The organism is Pseudoduganella sp. RAF53_2 (assembly GCF_052113985.1).
In the GTDB taxonomy this organism is placed as follows: domain Bacteria; phylum Pseudomonadota; class Gammaproteobacteria; order Burkholderiales; family Burkholderiaceae_D; genus Rugamonas.
On the sequence record NZ_JBFRDW010000032.1, the window covers coordinates 1 to 18438 of the forward strand.

At 62.7% G+C, this 18438-nt stretch carries 15 protein-coding genes; 10 read left to right on the forward strand and 5 right to left on the reverse strand.

What is annotated here, in order from left to right:
• From AB4Z11_RS03610 to AB4Z11_RS03620, 3 genes are all read right to left on the reverse strand, one after another.
• On the reverse strand, positions 1-1193 hold a 1193-nt coding region (locus AB4Z11_RS03610), incomplete at its 3' end, for a sugar-binding domain-containing protein (RefSeq protein WP_442022837.1).
• A 136-nt stretch (positions 1194-1329) separates the two neighbouring features.
• The gene (locus AB4Z11_RS03615) at positions 1330-4245 is read right to left on the reverse strand and encodes a TonB-dependent receptor (protein WP_442022838.1); all 2916 of its coding nucleotides are present in this window, start codon (positions 4243-4245) and stop codon (positions 1330-1332) included.
• 84 nt (positions 4246-4329) lie between these two features.
• A complete protein-coding gene (locus tag AB4Z11_RS03620; RefSeq protein ID WP_442022839.1) occupies positions 4330-5784 on the reverse strand; it encodes a hypothetical protein in 1455 nt (484 codons plus the stop codon).
• Positions 5785-6079: 295 nt separating this feature from the next.
• On the opposite strand from AB4Z11_RS03620, the gene kduI reads away from it, so the two are divergent.
• The 9 genes from kduI to AB4Z11_RS03665 are packed head-to-tail and all read left to right on the forward strand — an operon-like array spanning position 6080 to position 16145.
• The gene (kduI, locus tag AB4Z11_RS03625; RefSeq protein ID WP_442022840.1) at positions 6080-6928 is read left to right on the forward strand and encodes a 5-dehydro-4-deoxy-D-glucuronate isomerase; all 849 of its coding nucleotides are present in this window, start codon (positions 6080-6082) and stop codon (positions 6926-6928) included.
• Positions 6929-6938: 10 nt separating this feature from the next.
• Positions 6939-7694: a 2-dehydro-3-deoxy-D-gluconate 5-dehydrogenase KduD gene (gene kduD, locus AB4Z11_RS03630; RefSeq protein WP_442022841.1), complete on the forward strand. Its 756-nt coding sequence runs from the start codon at positions 6939-6941 to the stop codon at positions 7692-7694.
• Positions 7691-8686, forward strand: a complete 996-nt coding sequence (locus tag AB4Z11_RS03635; RefSeq protein WP_442022842.1) for a sugar kinase — start codon at positions 7691-7693, stop codon at positions 8684-8686. Before kduD ends, AB4Z11_RS03635 begins: the two co-directional genes overlap by 4 nt.
• Positions 8673-9689 carry a hypothetical protein gene (locus AB4Z11_RS03640; protein WP_442022843.1) on the forward strand — a complete coding sequence of 339 codons (1017 nt, stop codon included), beginning with the start codon at positions 8673-8675 and terminating at the stop codon, positions 9687-9689. The genes AB4Z11_RS03635 and AB4Z11_RS03640 overlap by 14 nt, the downstream gene beginning before the upstream one ends.
• A gap of 11 nt (positions 9690-9700) precedes the next feature.
• Positions 9701-10915: an AGE family epimerase/isomerase gene (locus tag AB4Z11_RS03645; RefSeq protein ID WP_442022844.1), complete on the forward strand. Its 1215-nt coding sequence runs from the start codon at positions 9701-9703 to the stop codon at positions 10913-10915.
• Positions 10912-11823, forward strand: a complete 912-nt coding sequence (locus AB4Z11_RS03650; protein ID WP_442022845.1) for a carbohydrate kinase family protein — start codon at positions 10912-10914, stop codon at positions 11821-11823. The genes AB4Z11_RS03645 and AB4Z11_RS03650 overlap by 4 nt, the downstream gene beginning before the upstream one ends.
• Positions 11820-13709 carry a glycoside hydrolase family 97 N-terminal domain-containing protein gene (locus AB4Z11_RS03655; protein ID WP_442022846.1) on the forward strand — a complete coding sequence of 630 codons (1890 nt, stop codon included), beginning with the start codon at positions 11820-11822 and terminating at the stop codon, positions 13707-13709. Before AB4Z11_RS03650 ends, AB4Z11_RS03655 begins: the two co-directional genes overlap by 4 nt.
• A 10-nt stretch (positions 13710-13719) precedes the next feature.
• A complete protein-coding gene (locus AB4Z11_RS03660; protein WP_442022847.1) occupies positions 13720-14970 on the forward strand; it encodes an oligosaccharide MFS transporter in 1251 nt (416 codons plus the stop codon).
• A complete protein-coding gene (locus AB4Z11_RS03665; protein WP_442022848.1) occupies positions 14967-16145 on the forward strand; it encodes a glycoside hydrolase family 88 protein in 1179 nt (392 codons plus the stop codon). The genes AB4Z11_RS03660 and AB4Z11_RS03665 overlap by 4 nt, the downstream gene beginning before the upstream one ends.
• A 1-nt stretch (position 16146) precedes the next feature.
• Here the strand turns inward: AB4Z11_RS03665 and AB4Z11_RS03670 are convergent, their stop codons facing one another.
• On the reverse strand, positions 16147-17190 hold the full coding sequence (locus AB4Z11_RS03670; protein ID WP_442022849.1) for a LacI family DNA-binding transcriptional regulator: 1044 nt from the start codon (positions 17188-17190) through the stop codon (positions 16147-16149).
• A 37-nt stretch (positions 17191-17227) separates the two neighbouring features.
• Positions 17228-17602 carry a four-helix bundle copper-binding protein gene (locus AB4Z11_RS03675; RefSeq protein WP_442022850.1) on the reverse strand — a complete coding sequence of 125 codons (375 nt, stop codon included), beginning with the start codon at positions 17600-17602 and terminating at the stop codon, positions 17228-17230.
• A gap of 139 nt (positions 17603-17741) precedes the next feature.
• On the opposite strand from AB4Z11_RS03675, the gene AB4Z11_RS03680 reads away from it, so the two are divergent.
• A partial coding sequence (locus AB4Z11_RS03680) for an MCP four helix bundle domain-containing protein (RefSeq protein ID WP_442022851.1) occupies positions 17742-18438 on the forward strand: 697 nt, incomplete at its 3' end.

Sequence of the window (18438 nt, forward strand, 5' to 3'; positions counted from 1 at the left end):
TTCGGATAGTGCGAAGTGCGCACGGCGTTGATATTCGCCTGCTTCATCAACTCGATATCCTTGCGCATCAGGTCCATCGACATCACACGGTAGGTATTCGGATCATGCTCATGGCGGTTCATGCCCTTGATCATGATGCGCTTGCCATTCACGCGTACCTCGCCATCGGCAATTTCCACTGTGCGGAAGCCGATGCGTTTCGACGTGGCCGACACCAGCTTGCCCTGCGCATCGTGGTACTCCAGCACCAGACGGTAGAGATTCGGTGTTTCAGCGCTCCACGGTTTCACATTGGCGATGCGGCCTTGCAGCGTGGTGCTGGCCGAAATCGGCGCACGGCTGGTCAGCACGGCACGGTCGCCGTCATACACGGTCGCCACGACTTCGCCAGCCGCCGGCTGTCCCGCAAAGTCGGCGCGCAGTGACAGTTCGCCGTCGCGGTAGCCGTTCTTGTCCAGCAGTGCGTTGACCGTGAAGTCGCGCAAGCGCGCTTTCGGTTCGGCATACACATACACGCTACGTTCGATGCCCGAAACGCGCCAGAAGTCCTGATCCTCAAGATAAGAGCCGTCCGCCCAGCGATACAACTCGATAGCGATGGTATTGCGGCCAGTCCGCACGAAGCGCGTGAGATTGAACTCGGACGGCAGCTTGGAGTCTTCCGAATAGCCCACCTTCTCGCCATTCACCCAGATGTAGTAAGCCGCGCCAGCCGCGCCAATGTGCAGGAAGATATCGCGGCCGTCCCAGTTGGCCGGCACATCGAAGTCGCGGCGATAGGACCCGACTTYGTTCGAGTCGTGAGGAATGAAAGGCTCGTTGGCCGGGAATGGATATTTGATGTTGGTGAAAACGGGCTTGCCGAAGCCCTGCGACTGCATCATGCCCGGCACCTGGATCGTCTTCCAGCCGCTGACGTCAAACGAAGGCTTGTAGAAATCAGTTGGACGCTTGTCCACGCCCCATGTGTAGGCGAAAGACCATGTGCCATCCAGCGAAAGATAATTCTGCGACGTGGCCATATCGCCCGCAACGGCCTTTTCCACGCTCTCGAAATTGAAGAAGGTGGCCTTCATCGGTTCGCGGTTGACCGCGACAACCTCTGGCTGTTCCCATTCCGGCGCTGCGGCATGCGCAGCGCAGCAAAGCGCAGCTGCCAACGCGAGCGGCGCAAGTTCAAAACGAATTTTCACTGAAAGCTCTCCTCACTGTTGTTATTAGAGCTATGCTAGGTGAACTCTCAACAGGAAGTTATCAAAAAAACTGCCGAACCCATATCGATTCGATATAGGTCCGGCACAAGGAAGGTGCATTCGCACCGGGAGATCGTTACTTGCCGCCGAATTTGTAGCGCAGGCCGACGCTGAAAGTGCGGCCGTTGGCGTAGTGCTGGCGCTCCAGGCCCGTCTGATACGYGCCAGGCTCGCCCACGAAACGGTTCAGGGCTTTGTCCGTCAGGTTGGAACCGTTGAAGGCCAGGGTCAGGTCCGGCATGATTTCGTAGTTGATGGACGCATCCAGGATGCCGTAGGAACCAATGTAGCGTCCATCGATCGGATTGGTCGACACACCAAACAGGATGGACGGCGAACGCCAGGTGTAGACCACGCGCGCCGACAGCTTCTTGTCCTCATACATGCCGGAGATGCTGAAGTTGTGTTTCGACTGGAACGGCTGCGGCGTATCGAYGATGCGCGGTGCGGCCGCAGTGCCGAAGTTGATCGGATTCGAGGTCTTCACATAGGTATAGGAACCGGACAGGCCGAAGTTGTTCAGCATGCCGTAGTTCTGGTCGAAGAAATACTGGCCCGACAGCTCCACGCCGCGCGCGTAGCCCTTCTCCGAATTGACGGACTTCGAAATCATGTACTGGCCGTTGGAGCAGCCGTTCAATGGATTTTTGGTCGCATCGTAAGCCGGCGCAAAGCCTACCGTCTCGCACTCCACGATGGCATTGAAGAAGCCGTCGATCTCCTTGTCGAAAATCGCCGCCGCTGCATAGTTGGTTGGGCTGAAGTAGCGCTCCAGCGAGAGATCGAAGCTGTTGGCTGTTTGCGGACGCAGGTCCGGATTGCCCGCGCTGCCGGTGCCGGTGGTGGTGTTGACGACCACCGTCGGATTCAGATCGCTCAAACCGGCGCGGGTCAGCCCTTTGCCATAGCCGAAGCGTGCCAGGAAGTCCTTGCTGATTTCATAGGTTACGTTCGCCGACGGCAGCACATTGTTGTACGAGGTATCGCGCACATTGTCGACCAGCGCGCCGCCCTTGGTCAGGTCCACCACCTTGGCGATGGCGCGGCCTTCGGTACGCACGACGCGCACGCCGACATTACCCTTCAGGCGGTCATCCATCGCGGCGAATTCGCCCATGCCGTACACCGCTGCCGTATTCTCGCGGATGAAGCGGCGCTGATTCAGGTTCTCCACATAAGAGCCCTGGGCCAGGATGCCCGCATTCGGGAAGGCGCTCATGACCTGGTTGCCCAGCAATGCGTCCGGTTGATAGACCACGTAGCCGCCGGAGTAGCCGGCATCGCCGTTCATGAAGTTGGTCGGCGCCAGCTGCCACAGGCTGGTGCTGCCGACGTTGATGCCGTTACTGCGGTTCGCCGTCAGTGCTTTGCCATCGGTCGTCAATGGGCGGCCGGAGAAGCTGAAGTTGGTGTAGTCGCTTTGCTGGTGGGCGTAGCGCGTGCCGAACTTCAACTTGTTGAAGAAGCCATCCAGGCTGTAGGCGCCGCTGAAGGCCGCCGCGTAGCCGCTATCGTTCCAGGTCTGATTGGTGCCGTTGGCATAGTCGCGGAACACATAGTTGTTCGGATCGCTCAGGTTTGGACCACTGAAAGTCAACTGGTGCGGCGCGCCATCCGCCAGGCGCGTGGTGGACCAGAACAGGCCCGGCGCCGAATCCATATTGACGGAGCGATTGTCCTGGGTCTGGTCGGACTTGATGTACGAGAGGTCCAGCTTCATCGACAGCTCGGAGGTCGGGCTCCACTCGGCGCCGCCCGCACCGACCCAGGTGGTGTAAGGACGGTGCTCATCGCCGCCCACCGTGCTGACGGCGGAGTTGAGGAAAGTACCGCCGAGCAGGCGGCGGCTGACCAGCACATCGTCGCTGCCGCCATTGAGATTGCGGTTGACCAGACCCTCCGTCAGTGCAAACGGCGTGGTTTGCAGATTCTGCACATTGCCGCCATCCACCGAGTTCAGACCGCGGTAGTTCTGGTGATACAGGTAGTAGATGTAATTGGCTTCAGTGTAGAAGCGCAGCGTGTTGGACACGCGCCAGTCGGCAGCCAGGCTCAGACCCTTGCGCTCGCGCATAATGGTTTCCTGGAAGGCGTTGCTGGTCAGCGCCGGTGCGGAAACCAGGTTGGCGTCCTGCCCTGCCGCAGTCGGCATGGTGCCTGCCGCCAGATAGCTGATGTCGCTGCGGCCCACATAGCTGGACATCGGCAGGGCTGGATTATTGCTGGTGTTCTGCGCCGCCAGGCCGGCGTATTCCGCGCTGTCGGCACGCACTACGCGTTTCAGATTGGCGCCGCCGTTGGCCGGGTTGTTGTCCGAACGGCCGGTGCTCTTCTGGTACATCGCCGCCGCCATTACGCCGATGCGCTGGCCTCCACCCAGATCAAAGCGGTTCGCCACCAGGCCAAACAGCTCGGGATCGGTCTTGCGCGCCAGGTCGTTCCAGCGTCCGTTCACGCCCAGCGAAACGGTGAGGCTCTTGAAGTCGCTCGGGTTGCGGGTACGGATGTTCACCAGGCCGCCGATGCCGCCCTCGATGTGTTCCGCCGTCGGATTTTTGTAGACATCGATGCCCGACACCATCCCGGGGATCGCGCTCTCGATATTGAATTCGCGGCTGCCCGCCGTGAAGAAGGCGCGGCCATTGACCTGGGAGCCGGTCTGGTTGGACAGGCCACGGATGGTCAGGCCCGAACCCGCGCCCACTGGCGATGCGCCCTCGCCGCCATAACGGTAGCCCTGCACACCTGGAATGCGGGTCAGGGTTTCGGCCACGTTCGGGTCAGGCAGTTTGCCGATGTCTTCGGCCGTAATGGAGTCCACCACTTCGGCCGAATCGCGCTTGATGGCGACCGAAGAACGCGCACTGGCGCGGATGCCGGTCACCACCACGGTTGGACCTTCGGCCGAGCTGCTGTCCTGCGCATATGCCATCGGCGCGAACGCCTGGCTTACCGCAAGGGCCACCCCGGTCAGTACAAATCGCTTGCTCATCTCAACATCTCCTCTGGCTATATTTTTCTGGTTATCGATAACAAACTTGTAGGTGACGAAGCCCGAAGGCCATCGCCTCCCGGCTTATTTGAAGCTGATGCCTTCCGTATGCGGTCCGATCTCCAGCACATTCGGTTCCGCACCCTTGAGTCGTTTGCCCTCCACGGTCACATTGTCGATAACAATGTCCCTGACCTTGCGATCCTGGCTGTAGCCATAAATCGCCGATGCACTGGGCGAGCCTTTGCCGCTGAAATGGATATTGCGCAGCGTGACATTTTCGATGCCGCGGCCCGGGCTGGTGTTGTACTTCGGCGTGTAAGCGATGTGCAGGTTGAACAGCTTGCCCTCCTCGATGCGCTCCACGCGGATGTTTTCGAAGATCACGTCGCGCACCAGGTTATCGTCGCCGGCCATGATGCCGATCGCGCCTTCGTACTCGGGTTCATCCTCGTCATGCTCAAGGATGTCGATATTGCTAAAGCGGATGCGCTCCAGCACTTCCGGCTCCGGATGCTCCGGCGTCGGCGTATTGCCGTGGATGCCGATCATGACCGCATGCGCCACATCGGCCCACAGCGTGCTGTCGCTCACGCTGATATCGCGCGTATTGCCCCAGATATCCCAGCGATGGTTGTACAAGGTGATGCTGTCGTCCGAAGTGCGGATAAAGCTGTCGCTGATTTTCACGCGCTCGCAAGCGAAGTGGCCCAGGCCATCGGACCACTGCCCTGCGCCGATGCTGCGGATGCTGCGTTCCTCCACGTCCTGCGAATTAATGCAGCGCATGGTGCCGTGCGGCTGGTTGAAGAAGATCGGCCCGTCGATCAGGATGTTTTTCGCATTGCGGATGGTGAGCATGTCCACGCTGTCGAACAAGCCGTCGCTGATCACTTTCACGTTTTCCACGCCCTCGATGATCAGCGGACTTTTCAGCATCGCCGAACCGTCGATATAGACAGTCGTGTTGGAACGCAGGCGGAATTCGCCACTGTGGATGCCGGGTCCGAAATACACCACAGGCCTTGTCAGATCAGGTGTTTTGCCTTGCGCGATGTCGTAGCTGCTCAGGCCCGCCGGCTGCGCAGGCATATCCTGGCGAATGGCGTGGCTGAAGAGATGCAGATTGTGCAGGCGGTCTTCGTCGAATTCAATGCTCAGGTTTTGCGGGCGGTCCAGGGTGAAGTAGACGATGCCGTTGCGGACGGTGTGCTTGATGCCCTTTGATTCTGGACGCACCGCCACCTTGCTGAAGCTGCCGTTATTCTTCTGCACCGCCACTTCGACCGTGCCGTCGAAGTTGAAGTAGACCATGGATGCATTCTGCTTGGTGTCCAGGTCCACCTTGACGTTGTATTCGTACAGGTCCTGCCACACGCCGCCCGGCGTGCGAACGCGCACCGTGAAGTCGTCGTTGTGGTGGCTGTAGCGAACCGGCTGCGGGAAAGCGAATACCTGCAGTCGATCCGTTGCGGCAGCGTGGCCGGTGCCCGTGAACGCGCAAGCCAGGAGGCCTAGCGCGGCATACTTCCTGATCACTTCCGTCTCCTTTTATTGCCCGCTTTGTGCGGTGCGTGTTATCGATATCAGGATTGATGTTAGGTCAATCGTTCCGACGGGTCAAGGCCATGCTGGCAGAATGCGACACCTTAAGTTATCAAATTTCTCGCAGCTAGCATATCGATTCGGCATAGCTCCTCTGTTTTCATTCTCAGGAAGGCATAATTCATCAATAAATTCATGCAAAAGCGCTTTGCTTTTGTGCGAAATCCGCTGCTATACTTGTTATCGATAACAGATATTTTCAAAACATAGAGGAGATCTTCATATGTGCATGTTCGAGAAGACCTATCACGCCACGCACCCGGATATGATGGCCGGCGCCAGCAATGAACAGCTGCGCGAGCGCTACCTGATCGGCGGCCTGTTCACGCCCGGCCGCATCGCGCTTAACTACTGCCACAACGAGCGCTTCGTAATCGGCGGCGCTGCGCCGCTGGATAAGCCGCTCGCCCTGCCCCGCCAGACAGAGCCGGCATCCGCAGCCGGCCAGCCCTTCCTGGTGCGCCGCGAATTGGGCATCATCAATGTGTCGGGCGGCACCGGCCGCGTTACCGTCGATGGCCAGGCATTTGAACTCGCCCCGCGCGACGGGCTCTATGTTCCGATGGGCAGTGCAGATGTCAGTTTCGAATCGCTGGATGCGGCCAATCCTGCGCGCTTCTATCTCGCGTCCACGCCGGCCCACGCACGCTTCGAGCTGGTGAAGATCAATCACTCGCAGGCCATTCCACTGGAGCGCGGCAGCCTGGAAACGTCCAACGCCCGCACCATCTATCAGTATGTGATTCCCGGTGTATGCCAATCGGCCCAGCTTCTGCTTGGCCTGACCGTGCTGAAGACAGGCAGCGTATGGAACACCATGCCACCGCATCTGCATGAGCGCCGCTCCGAGGTCTACTTCTATTTCGACCTGAAAGAATCGGAACGCGTGTTCCACTTCATGGGCGAACCGGATGCGGCGCGCCATATCATCGTCGCCAATGAGGAAGCGGTGGTATCACCGCCATGGTCGATCCACATGGGTTCCGGTACCGCCAACTACGCCTTCATCTGGGCCATGGGCGGCGAAAATCTGGACTATACCGATATGAATGTGCTGGATATCTGCCAGCTCAAATAAGGAATACGCCATGTCCAATCTATTCGACTTGACCGGGCGCACTGCGCTGGTTACGGGCGCCAATACGGGCCTGGGCCAGGGTATTGCCGTAGCGCTGGCCCACGCCGGCGCCGACATCGTGCTGGCTGGCCGCAGCGACCCCGGCGACACCATCCAGCAGGTGCAGAATGCGGGCCGCAAGGCGCACTTCGTCTCCGCCGATTTCGGCAGCACGGCCGATGTGCAGCGCGTGATCGGTTCCGCCCTGGAATTCAGCGGCCGTCTGGATATTGTGGTCAACAACGCCGGCATCATCCGCCGCGCCGACAGCATCGACGTCACCGAGGAAGACTGGGACGCGGTGCTGGACACCAATCTGAAATCGCTGTTCTTCCTGTCGCAGGCCGCAGCACTGCATATGGCCAAGCATGGCGGCGGCAAGATCATTAACATCGCCTCCCTGCTCTCCTTCCAGGGCGGCATCCGGGTGCCGGCCTACGCGGCCAGCAAGAGCGCCGTGGCAGGACTGACGCGCGCGCTGGCCAATGAATGGGCTGCGCTGGGCATCAATGTGAATGCCATCGCGCCCGGCTACTTCGAAACGAATAACACAGCGGCGCTGCGCGAAGACGCCAATCGCGCACCGGCCATACTGGCGCGTATTCCCGCGGGCCGCTGGGGTGTGCCGGACGATCTGTCTGGCGCCGCGGTTTTCCTCGCCAGCGCTGCCAGCGATTATGTGCACGGCATCGTATTGCCGGTTGACGGTGGATGGCTCGCACGATGAAAACCGTCTGCTTTGGCGAAATTCTGCTGCGCCTTTCTTCACCTGCCGGCCAACTGCTGCTGCAGTCGCCCACACTGGACACCTGCATCGGCGGCGCGGAGGCCAATGTGGCCGTGTGCCTGTCGCGCCTCGGCCACGACACCGCCATGGTCAGTGCGCTGCCCGATAACGCCCTGGGCCATGCAGCGCGCGACGCGGTGCGCGCGCATGGCGTGGACACCCGCGCCGTCCGTTTCTCCCCGGGCCGCATGGGGCTTTATTTCCTCACGCCAGGCGCCGTGATGCGTCCATCGGACATCATCTATGACCGCGCCGCCTCGGTCTTCGCGCAGACGGCGCCCGCTGCCTACGACTGGCCTGCTTTACTGCAGGGCGCCAGCTGGCTGCACATTTCGGGGGTATCGCCTGCCGTCGGTCCGCAAGCTGCCGAAGCCACGCTGGCCGCCGTGCGCGCCGCCCGGACGCTGAACATTCGCGTTTCCTACGACGGCAACTACCGCGCCTCGCTGTGGGCGCAGCAAGGCAACGACGGCGCCGACGTGCTGCGCGAGCTGATGGCGCATGCCGACCTGGCCTTTGTCGACCAGCGCGACGTCGCCCTCGTACTGCGCCGCCCCGAACTGGCGCAGGACCGCGCCGCAGCGATGCAGGCTGCATTCGCGGCCTTCCCGCAACTGCAGCGCGTGGCCGCCACCGTGCGCGTGCAGCACAGCGTGGACAACCACGCCCTGTCGGCCACGCTGTTCACCCGCATCGGCGTATTGGCAAGCCGCAGCTATGAGGTGCACGCCATCGTCGACCGCATCGGCACCGGAGACGCTTTCGCAGCAGGCGTTCTGCATGGGCTGCAATCCAGCTGGGACGATGCGCTCGCGCTGGACTTCGGTCTGGCAGCCGCTGTGCTGAAACACTCGCTGGAAGGCGACTTCTGTCCGGCCAGCGAAGCACAGGTCAAGGCCATCATGGCTGGAGGGCTGGATGTCCGCCGCTGAAGGTTCCTGGCGTTTGCAGTGGCAGCACGGCAGCGCCGAAGTGCAGGCGCTGGGCGGCATGCTGGGTCCCGTCACCTTGCGCCTCGGCGAAGAGCGCGAACTGGACGTGATGCATGTCGCACCCTGGGCGGGCATGACGCGCGCCCTGACCCTGCCTGGCCTGCTGCGCCGCCTGCGCGGCGAGTGGCCCTGCATTCCCTTCGGCCGTACCGATTTTCCGCCCGATCTGCCACAGGACTGGCATTCGCGCCAGCCGGATGACGCCTGGCCGCACGGCTATGCTTCGAATCACCGCTGGCAATGCATTTCCGCCACGCCGCAGCGCGTGCATCTGGCCATCGACTATCCGGCTGATGCGGCGGTGGAGCGTATTGAACGTGTGATCGAAGCCGATCCCGCAGCACCGGCGCTGAATATTTCACTGACTGTTCACGCGCGCCGTGCCGGCAGCCTGCCGGCCGGCCTGCATCCGACTTTCCGCCTGCCGCCTGCGCCGGGCCGCGTGCGCGTGCTGCTGGGTGAGCATGAGGGCATCCACAGCTACCCCGCCAGCCCGGCGGGCGCCGTTTCGCGCCTGGTGCCGGACGCGCCATCGGCCAGCCTGGCGCAAGTGTCCGGCGTCGACGGYCCGCTCGACCTTTCGCGCCTGCCGCTACCGGTCGCCGGCGAAGAACTGCTACAAATAAAAGGCTTGCGCGGCCGCGATGGCCAGGCGCCTTTCGCCCTGCACTATCTGGATTACGACGCCTGCGTCGGCCTGTGGTGGGAGCCGCAAGACCTGCCCGACCTGCTGCTGTGGATCAGCAACGGCGGGCGCATCAACTTCCCCTGGATGAGCCGCCACTTCGCGCTGGGCGCGGAGCCGGTCAACAGCCTGTTCGATCTTGGCCGCGTCGCCGTACCGCCGCCCGGCCATCCGCTTGCCGCGCGCACCGGCATTCCACTCAGCCCCGCGCAACCCTGGCACACCCGCTACCGCATCGCGGCCTGGCCGCAAACCTGACGAGACTAATCATGCTGCCTGACTTCCACAAGCCCGAGACCCTGTTGGCTCACATCAGCCATACCATGCAGTTCTACCATCCGCGCTGCATGGACCCGAGCGGCGGCTTCTATCATTTCTTCCGCGACGATGGCTCGGTCTACGATCGCCACACCCGCCATTTAGTCAGCAGCACGCGCTTCATCTTCAATTACGCCATGGCCAGCCGCCACTTCAGCGACTCCGGCTACAAACTGGCGCTGCGTCACGGCCTGACTTTCCTGCGTGACGTGCACCGCAATCCGGCGACGGGCGGCTATGCCTGGATGCTTGACTGGCGCGGCGGCCGCAAGGAGGTGCTCGATGGCGACAACCACTGCTACGGACTGGCTTTCGTGCTGCTGGCCTATTCTCACGCCTATGCCGCCGGCATTGATGAAGCCCTGCCCTGGATCGATGAAACCTTTGACTTGATGGAGCGGCGCTTCTGGCAGGCCGATTACGGGCTATACTCGGACCAGGCCAACGCCGACTGGTCGGCGCTGGATGCCTATCGCGGCCAGAACGCGAATATGCACGCTTGCGAAGCAATGATTGCGGCATACGAGGCCACCGGCAATCAGCGTTATCTGCTGCGCGCCGAAATCCTGGCCCACAACGTCACGGTGCGCCAGGCCGCGCTGGCCGACGGCATGGTATGGGAGCACTACAAGTCCGACTGGTCGGTGGATTGGGACTATAACCGCGACGACAAGACCAATATCTTCCGTCCCTGGGGCTACCAGCCGGGCCATCTGACGGAATGGGCCAAGCTCCTGCTGCTGCTCGAACGCCACGCGCCCAACCTGGCGGGCTCGCCGGACTGGCTGGCGCCGCGCGCGGCCCAGCTGTTCGACATCGCACTGGAACGTGCCTGGGACCAGACCCACGGCRGCATTCATTATGGTTTCGCGCCGGATGGCGGCATCTGCGATGGCGACAAGTATTTCTGGGTGCAGGCCGAAAGCCTCGCCACCGCGGCAGTGCTTGGCGCACGCACCGGCCAGCAGCGTTACTGGGACTGGTACGACCGCATCTGGGCTTACAGCTGGCAGCACTTTGTCGATCACGCGCATGGCGCCTGGTATCGCATCCTGAGCCCGTCCAATGAAAAGCTCACGGACGAGAAGAGCCCCGCTGGCAAGGTCGATTACCACACCATGGGCGCCTGCTATGAAGTGCTCAACGTGATCGGACGCGCACCATGAGCGAGCTGCCCTGCTTTGTGGCGGCCGGCGAAGCTCTGACCGATCTGCTGCGCACCGGCCAGTCCAGCTGGGATAGCCAGCCGGGCGGCTCTACCTGGAATGTGGCGCGGGTGATGGCCCGTCTCGGTATGCCGAGCGCCTTTGCGGGCGCAGTAAGCAGCGACGTCTTCGGCCGCGCGCTGGCCGCCGCCAATGCCGATGCCGGCCTCGATCCGCGCTTCCTGCAGCAGGTGGGCCGCTYGCCGCTCCTGGCCGTGGTCCACGAACGCAATCCTCCCTCCTATTTCTTCATCGGCGACGACAGCGCCGACCTGCATTTCGACGCAGCCAGGCTGCCGGAAGGCTGGCAGGCCAGAGCGCGCTGGGTACACTTTGGCGGCATCAGTCTGGCGCGCGAACCGCTGGCGGGCAAGCTGGTCGCGCTGGCTGAAGACCTCAGGCAGCGCGGTGTGCGCATCAGCTACGATCCCAATTTCCGCGTCCTGATGGATGAGCGCTATGACGCCACGCTGCGCCGCATGACGGCATTGGCCGATGTGATCAAGGTTTCCGACGAAGACTTGCGTGGCTTGTTCCGCACCCATGACCTGGATGCCGCGCTGACGGCGCTGCGCGCGCTGAATCCGGCCGCCCGCGTGCTCTACACGCAGGGCGAGCGCGGCGCGCAGCTGCTCGATGGCGAGCGCGCCTGGCACGCCTCCGCGCCGCGCGTGCGCGTGGCCGATACCGTCGGTGCCGGCGACGCCAGTATCGGCGCCCTGCTCTACAGCCTGATGACCTGGCCGCAGTATGACAATAGCGCCCACCTGCAATTCGCGGTCGCCGCCGGCGCAGCAGCCTGCATGACGGCCGGCGCCACGCCGCCAACGCTGGCCAGTGTGCTGTGCCTGTTGCGGGAGGCCGCATGAGGCGCCTGGCGCTCACGCTGCTGCCATTGCTGGCGTCCCTGCTGCCGCCGCTGGCCGGCGCGCAGGAAGCCACCGTGCAGTCACCGGATGGCAAGCTACAGCTCGAGATCCACCAGCAGCGCCTGACGGACGGCAAGCGCGAGCTGCGCTACTCCGTGCGCTATCGCGGCCAGCCCGTCATCCTCGACTCCCTGCTCGATCTGCAGCTGGACAATCACCTCTCCGAAAGCGCGATGGCGCTGCCGGTCGACCGCCACGAAAAGTGGTTCGAGAACCTTGCCGTCACCGGCTTCCGGCATTCGCAGGCGGACCAGCGCTGGCGGCCTGTCACCGGCGAACGCGCCGAAATCCGCGACCACTACAACGCGCTGGCGGTCGATCTGGTGAAAGACGACAACCCGGTCTACAAGCTGGCAGTGGAAGTGCGCGCTTACGACGAAGGCGTGGCGCTGCGTTACGTATTCCCGGAAAATGAAAAAGGCAGCTATTACCGCATCACGCAGGAGAATACGGAATTCGCGCTGCCTGCCGGGACCAAGGCCTGGTTCCACGGCTGGGCACAAGCACCCTACAAGCTGCTGCCGCTGTCGAACTGGCCGGATGAATCGGAACGGCCCCTCACGCTGGAACTGCCCGGCGGCCTGCACGCTGCCTTGCTGGAAGCCCGCATGGTCGACTACTCGCGCACGAAATTCAGACTGAGTAAAACCCGGCCGGACACCATCGTCACTTCCATGCACGACCCGGCGGATCTGATCTCGCCCTTCGCGACGCCCTGGCGCGGCATCATGGTGGCTGAATCCGCAGCGGCGCTGGCGCAGAACAGCCAGTTCATCCTGAACCTGAACGAGCCCTCGCGCATTGCCGACGAAAGCTGGATCAAGCCGGGCAAGATCATGCGCGTGATGAGCCTGACCACGGCCGACGCCAAGGCCAACATCGACTTCGCTGCGCGCCACGGCTTGCAGTACATCCTGTTCGACTGGAAGTGGTATGGCCCGGCGTTTTCCTTCGATTCCGACGCCAGCAAAGTGGCCATTCCCGACTTCGACCTGCCCGCCATCATCGCCTATGCCAAACAACACGGCATCGGCGTGTGGCTGTACGTGAACCAGCAAGCCTTGCTGATGCAATCGGATACCCTGTTCCAGACCTACCGCGCCTGGGGCGTGCAAGGTGTGAAGTTCGGCTTTGTGCAGGTGGGCTCGCACCGCTGGACCAGCTGGATCGAGAAAGCCATCCAGCAGGCTGCTGACGCGCACATCATGGTCAACGTCCACGACGACTGGCGCCCCACCGGCGAGCAGCGTACCTGGCCCAATCTGATGACGGCCGAAGGCATCCGCGGCAACGAGGAAATGCCGGACGCCACGCACAACACAGTATTGCCCTTCACCCGTTTCCTGGCCGGTGCCGCGGACTACACGATCTGCTACTACAGCCCGCGCATCCGCACCACGCATGCGCATCAGCTGGCACTGGCGGCGATTTATTACAGCCCGCTGCAAACGCTGTATTGGTACGACAAGCCCGCCGATGCGCACGATGAACCGGAGCTGGAATTCTGGGACCGCATCCCAGCCAGCTGGGACGAGACGCGCGTCCTGGCGGGCAATCCGGGCCAGTACATCAGCACCGCAAGGCGCAAAGGCGAGCAATGGTTTATCGGCAGCATCACCAATAACGAAGCGCGCACGCTGCAGATCCGGCTGGATTTCCTGAAGACGGGCYAGCGCTACGCAGCCACCATTTATGCGGACGATCCGCGAGCACCGTCCCGCACCAGGGTCGGCATGCGCACCATCACCGTGGACGCGCATACTGTGCTGGAAGCGCCGCTACAGGCGTCCGGCGGACAAGCGGTCTGGATTCGTCCGCTGCAATAAGGAGGAGACAATGACAAGCAAGCAGCTGCACTTCCGCTTCCTGTGCGGATTCCTGTATATCTACTTCTTTGCGCAGGCGATGAGCGTGTCGCTGCTCGCCTTGTGGCTGCGCAGCGCGCTCAAGCTGTCCGGCACCGAAACCGGCATCGTCTTCGCAGCCAACTTCATCGCGGCCATGTGCTCGCAGCCCATCTACGGCTTCGTTTCGGACCGCGTGGGCATGCGCAAGCACGTGCTGTGGACGGTGGCCGCGCTGGTTTCCTGCTGCGGCCTGTTCTTCACTTACGTCTACGCGCCCCTGCTGCAAACGAATATCTACCTCGGCGCGGCGGCCGGCGGCGCCTACCTCGGCATCACCTTCATCGCCGGCAGTTACGCCATCGAGTCTTATGTGGACCGCATCGGCCGCCGTCACGGCTTCGAGTACAGCCGCGTAAGGCTATGGGGCTCGCTCGGCTTCGCCAGCGCGGCCTTCATGAGCGGCCGGATTTACAACGTCAACCCGGGCATCAATTTCTTCCTGGCCTCCGCAGCGGGCCTGTTGCTGCTTGCCCTGCTGGCCCTGACGGCTTTCTCGCGCAGGGGGGGCGATGAACAGGACACTGCACCGGCCAGGGCCGTGCACCTGTCGGAAGCGCTGGCGGTGCTGCGCCAGCCGCAGTTCTGGCGCTTCATGGTCTTCATTCTGGGCGTCACCAATCTCTATCTGGTGTTCGATCAGCAGTTCCCCAGCTATTTCACCTCGCTGTTCCCGGACCCGCAAACCGGCGCCGCCATGTTCGGTTATCTGAATTCGCTACAGATCTTTATCGAAGCGGGTGGCCTGTTCCTGGCGCCACTGCTAGTCAAACGCATCGGCGCCAAGAACGGGCTGCTGCTGGCGGGCGCCATCATGCTGGTGCGCGTGGCGGGTTCCGGCCTGGCGGTAGGGCCAGCGTCGATTTCGGCGATGAAGATGCTGCACTCGATCGAGCTGCCGATCCTGGTGGTGTCCATCTTCCGCTACATCGCGCGCCATTTCGACAACCGTTTCGCTTCCACCATCTACATGGTTGGCGTCAGCTTCGGCCATTCGCTGGGCCTGGCCATTCTGTCGCCCGTTGCAGGCCTCAGCTATGACCTGATCGGCTTCCCATCCACCTATTTATGCATGGCGGGCATGGGCCTGGTGTTCCTGCTGCTGTCAGCCTTCTTCCTGTCGCCCACGCCGCCCGAAATCACGCGGCAAGCGGCGGCTGCACCCAAGGAGTTATCTGCATGATGATTGAACCGCTGCGCGGCAACGCGCTTCCCGCGCATTGGACTGGCAACGCCGACACCGCCCTGCTGGACAAAGCCATCGAACGCGCGCTGGCTTCCATCGACCGCAACCTGGCGCATTTCGGCGATGACTTCCCCGCCCCATCCAGCGTGGGCGGCGTCTATCCCGCCATCGGCAATATCGAATGGACCAATGGCTTCTGGACCGGCATGCTGTGGCTGGCCTATGAACTGTCCGGCGAGGCGCGCTACCGTGAGACGGGCGAGCGCCATGTGCGCAGCTTCCACACGCGCCAGGCCGAACGCATTGCGACCAACCACCACGATCTTGGTTTCCTTTACAGCCTGTCCTGCGTGGCGGGCTTCAAGCTGACCGGCGATCCGCTGGCGGCGGATGCGGCCATGGGCGCAGCGCGCCTGCTGCTGGAGCGCTTTCTGCCTGGCGCAGGCATCATCCAGGCCTGGGGCGAKYTGAGCGATCCGGCCCAGCGCGGCCGCATGATCATCGACTGCAATCTGAACCTGCCCCTGCTCTACTGGGCCRGCAAATACAGCGGCGATCCGGCCTTCGGCGACGCGGCCGACCAGCACATTGCCGCCGCGGCGCGGCATATCGTGCGGCCGGACGGTTCCACCTTCCACACCTTCTTCTTCGATCCTGCCACCGGCGCGCCGCGCGAGGGCAAGACGCACCAGGGCTTTGCCGACGATTCCTGCTGGGCGCGCGGCCAGGCCTGGGGCATCTCTGGCTTCCCGCTGGTGTACCGCCACAATGGGGACACCCGCCTGATCGCGCTGTCCAAAGTGCTGGCCAACTACTTCCTGAATCGCCTGCCGCAAGACGGCATCTGCTATTGGGATCTGATCTTTACCAAGGGCCAGGAGCCGCGCGACAGCTCCGCCGCGGCAATTGCGGCGTGCGGACTGCTGGAACTGGCACGCCATCTGCCGCTGGCCGATCCCCTGCGCACGCAGTACGAGCAGGCGGCGCAGGGCATGGTGATGGAACTGTCGAAGAATTACGCAACCGGGAACATGCCGGGCGGCGGCCTCCTGGCACATGCGGTCTATCACAAGCCGAACAAGGTCGGCATCGACGAGTGCTGCATCTGGGGCGACTACTTCTACCTGGAAGCGCTGGTGCGCCTGACGCGCACCTGGCAACCCTACTGGTAACTTATTGATCCGACGTGGAGGATTCGCGGCAAATCAGGGTATAGGGCAGCAGCCGGTGCTGCACCAGCTTGGATTCGCCCGCGCGGCGGCGGCGGATCTGCTCCACCAGCAGTTCGACGGCGGAACGCGCCATGTCGCCGATCGGCTGGTGAATCGTGGTCAGTTCCGGCCACACCGTAGTCGCCACCGGCGTATCGTCGAAGCCCGCCACGGCCAGGTCGTCCGGCACTTGCAAATGCATGCCATGCGCCACTGCGATCACGGCGGCGGCCATGTCGTCGTTRCTCGCAAAGACGGCGGTTGGCCGCGTCTTCTTGTTCAGCAGCTCGCGCGCCGCCTCCAGGCCGGAACGATAGGTGAACAAGCCTTGCGCCACGCGGTCCGGCGGCACTTTGATGCCCGCTTCGGCCATGCCATCCATGAAGGCCTGGCAGCGCAGCTGGGCCGGCGTGTGCTTCGGGTCGCCCTTGATGAAGGCGATATCGCGGTGGCCAAGCGACAGCAGATAACGCGTCATGGTCAGCGCGCCATCGTAGTCGTCGATGCGCACGGCGGACATGGAGGACACCGGCTTCGCCGTCGCCACCGCCACCGTGGGCATGCCGATTTCGTCCAGGTGTTTGAGCGCGGTGCGCGAGTCGCACAGGGGCGGCGGCACCAGCACGCCGTCCGCGCCGTTGGCAATCAGCCGGTCGATGGCGCTGCGCTGGCTGCGCTGGTCGGCGCAGTTTTCGAGGATCAGCGTGGCGCCGCTCTGGCTGCACTGGTCCATGGCCCCCACCAGGAAGGCGCTCAGGAAGGCGGCGCTGGGATTACTGTACAGGAGGCCAACGCGCAAAGTGCCCACGCGCGCGGCGCGGGCGGCGACATTAACTTGGTAATTGAGGGACTGGACGGCCGCCATCACCTTTTGGCGTGTGGTGTCCGTTACGTGTGCGCTGCCGTTGATGACGCGCGAAACCGTCATAGCCGAGACGCCCGCCAGCTCAGCTACATCGTAGACGGTGGCGTTGCCCTGGATTCGGCCGTTTTGCTTTTCTCCCATTCAAGGGATCTTAACTCATCTTCAGCCCCCGCGCTACTCAGTGCGGCGAAACTCCGCTGGGGACCGGACGCACCTGGGCCTGGGCCATGCTGCTCATGCGGCGGCACTCATCGGCGCAGCGGTGGCAGGCCGCGGCGCAAACGCGGCAATGGTCGTGCTGGTGCTGGTCGCACTCGGTGCCGCAAGCATCGCAAATCTCGGCACAGGCACGGCACAGTTCCGCCGCTTCAGTACTGCCGCGCTGCATGAAGGCTGCGGCCAGGCGGCAGACCTGGGAACAATCGATGTCCAGCGCGATGCAGCGCGCTAGCATTTGCACATCGGACTCCTGCAGGCAGGCGCCGGCACAGTTTTCGCAGGCGGCCGCGCATTCGTTGCAGGCATCGATACAGGATTGATAGTGTTGCTGCATGCCAGTCTCCTTTATACAAAGGCCAACAGGCTACTCCCACCCGCCCGGGTTTGCCACACGATACCCTGAGTCAAACTTGCTTCCACTTTGCCGTGCAAGGTCTATAGTCGGTATAACTACAATCAAAATGGAGGCGGCCATGAATCGGTTCTACGATCTGCGTATCGGCACCAAATTGAAGATCTCGTTTGCAATTGTCCTGGCGCTTTGCATTGCGCTGGGCGTGTTCGCCACAGTACAACTGGCGCGGGTTAATCAGACCGCAACAGACATGGGCACTAACTGGATGCCCAGCGTGCGCACCCTGCTCGAGATCAAATACGATCTGGCCCGCTACCGCTCCCAGGAAGTGCAGCACATTCTCTCCACCACCGACAGCGAATTCACCACATACGAACAACGCATGCAATCCATTGGCGAGCATCTGGCCAAGACCCGCGCGGAATACGAAAAGCTGATCAGCGAACCAGAGGAGCGCACCGGCTACGCGGAATTCAGCCGCCTGGCCGACCAATATTTCAGCGACAGCAAGCAGCTGCTTGCGCTCTCCCGCGCCAACAAGAATGAGGAAGCGCGCGCCATCTTGCGCGGCGATTCGGCCAAGACCTTCACGGCGGCCAGCGAAGTGATCGAACGCCTGGCACAGGTGAATATCAGTGGTGCCGACAAGGCCAACAAGCTGGGCGACGAGCTGTATGCCTCATCCCGCTGGTGGATTATTGCGGCAATCGTCGCTTGCGTGGCGCTGGGCGCGCTGCAGGCCGTGTGGCTGGCGCGGATCATTTCGCGCCCCCTCAACAACGCGGTGGAAGTGGCGCAAACGGTCGCTGCCGGCA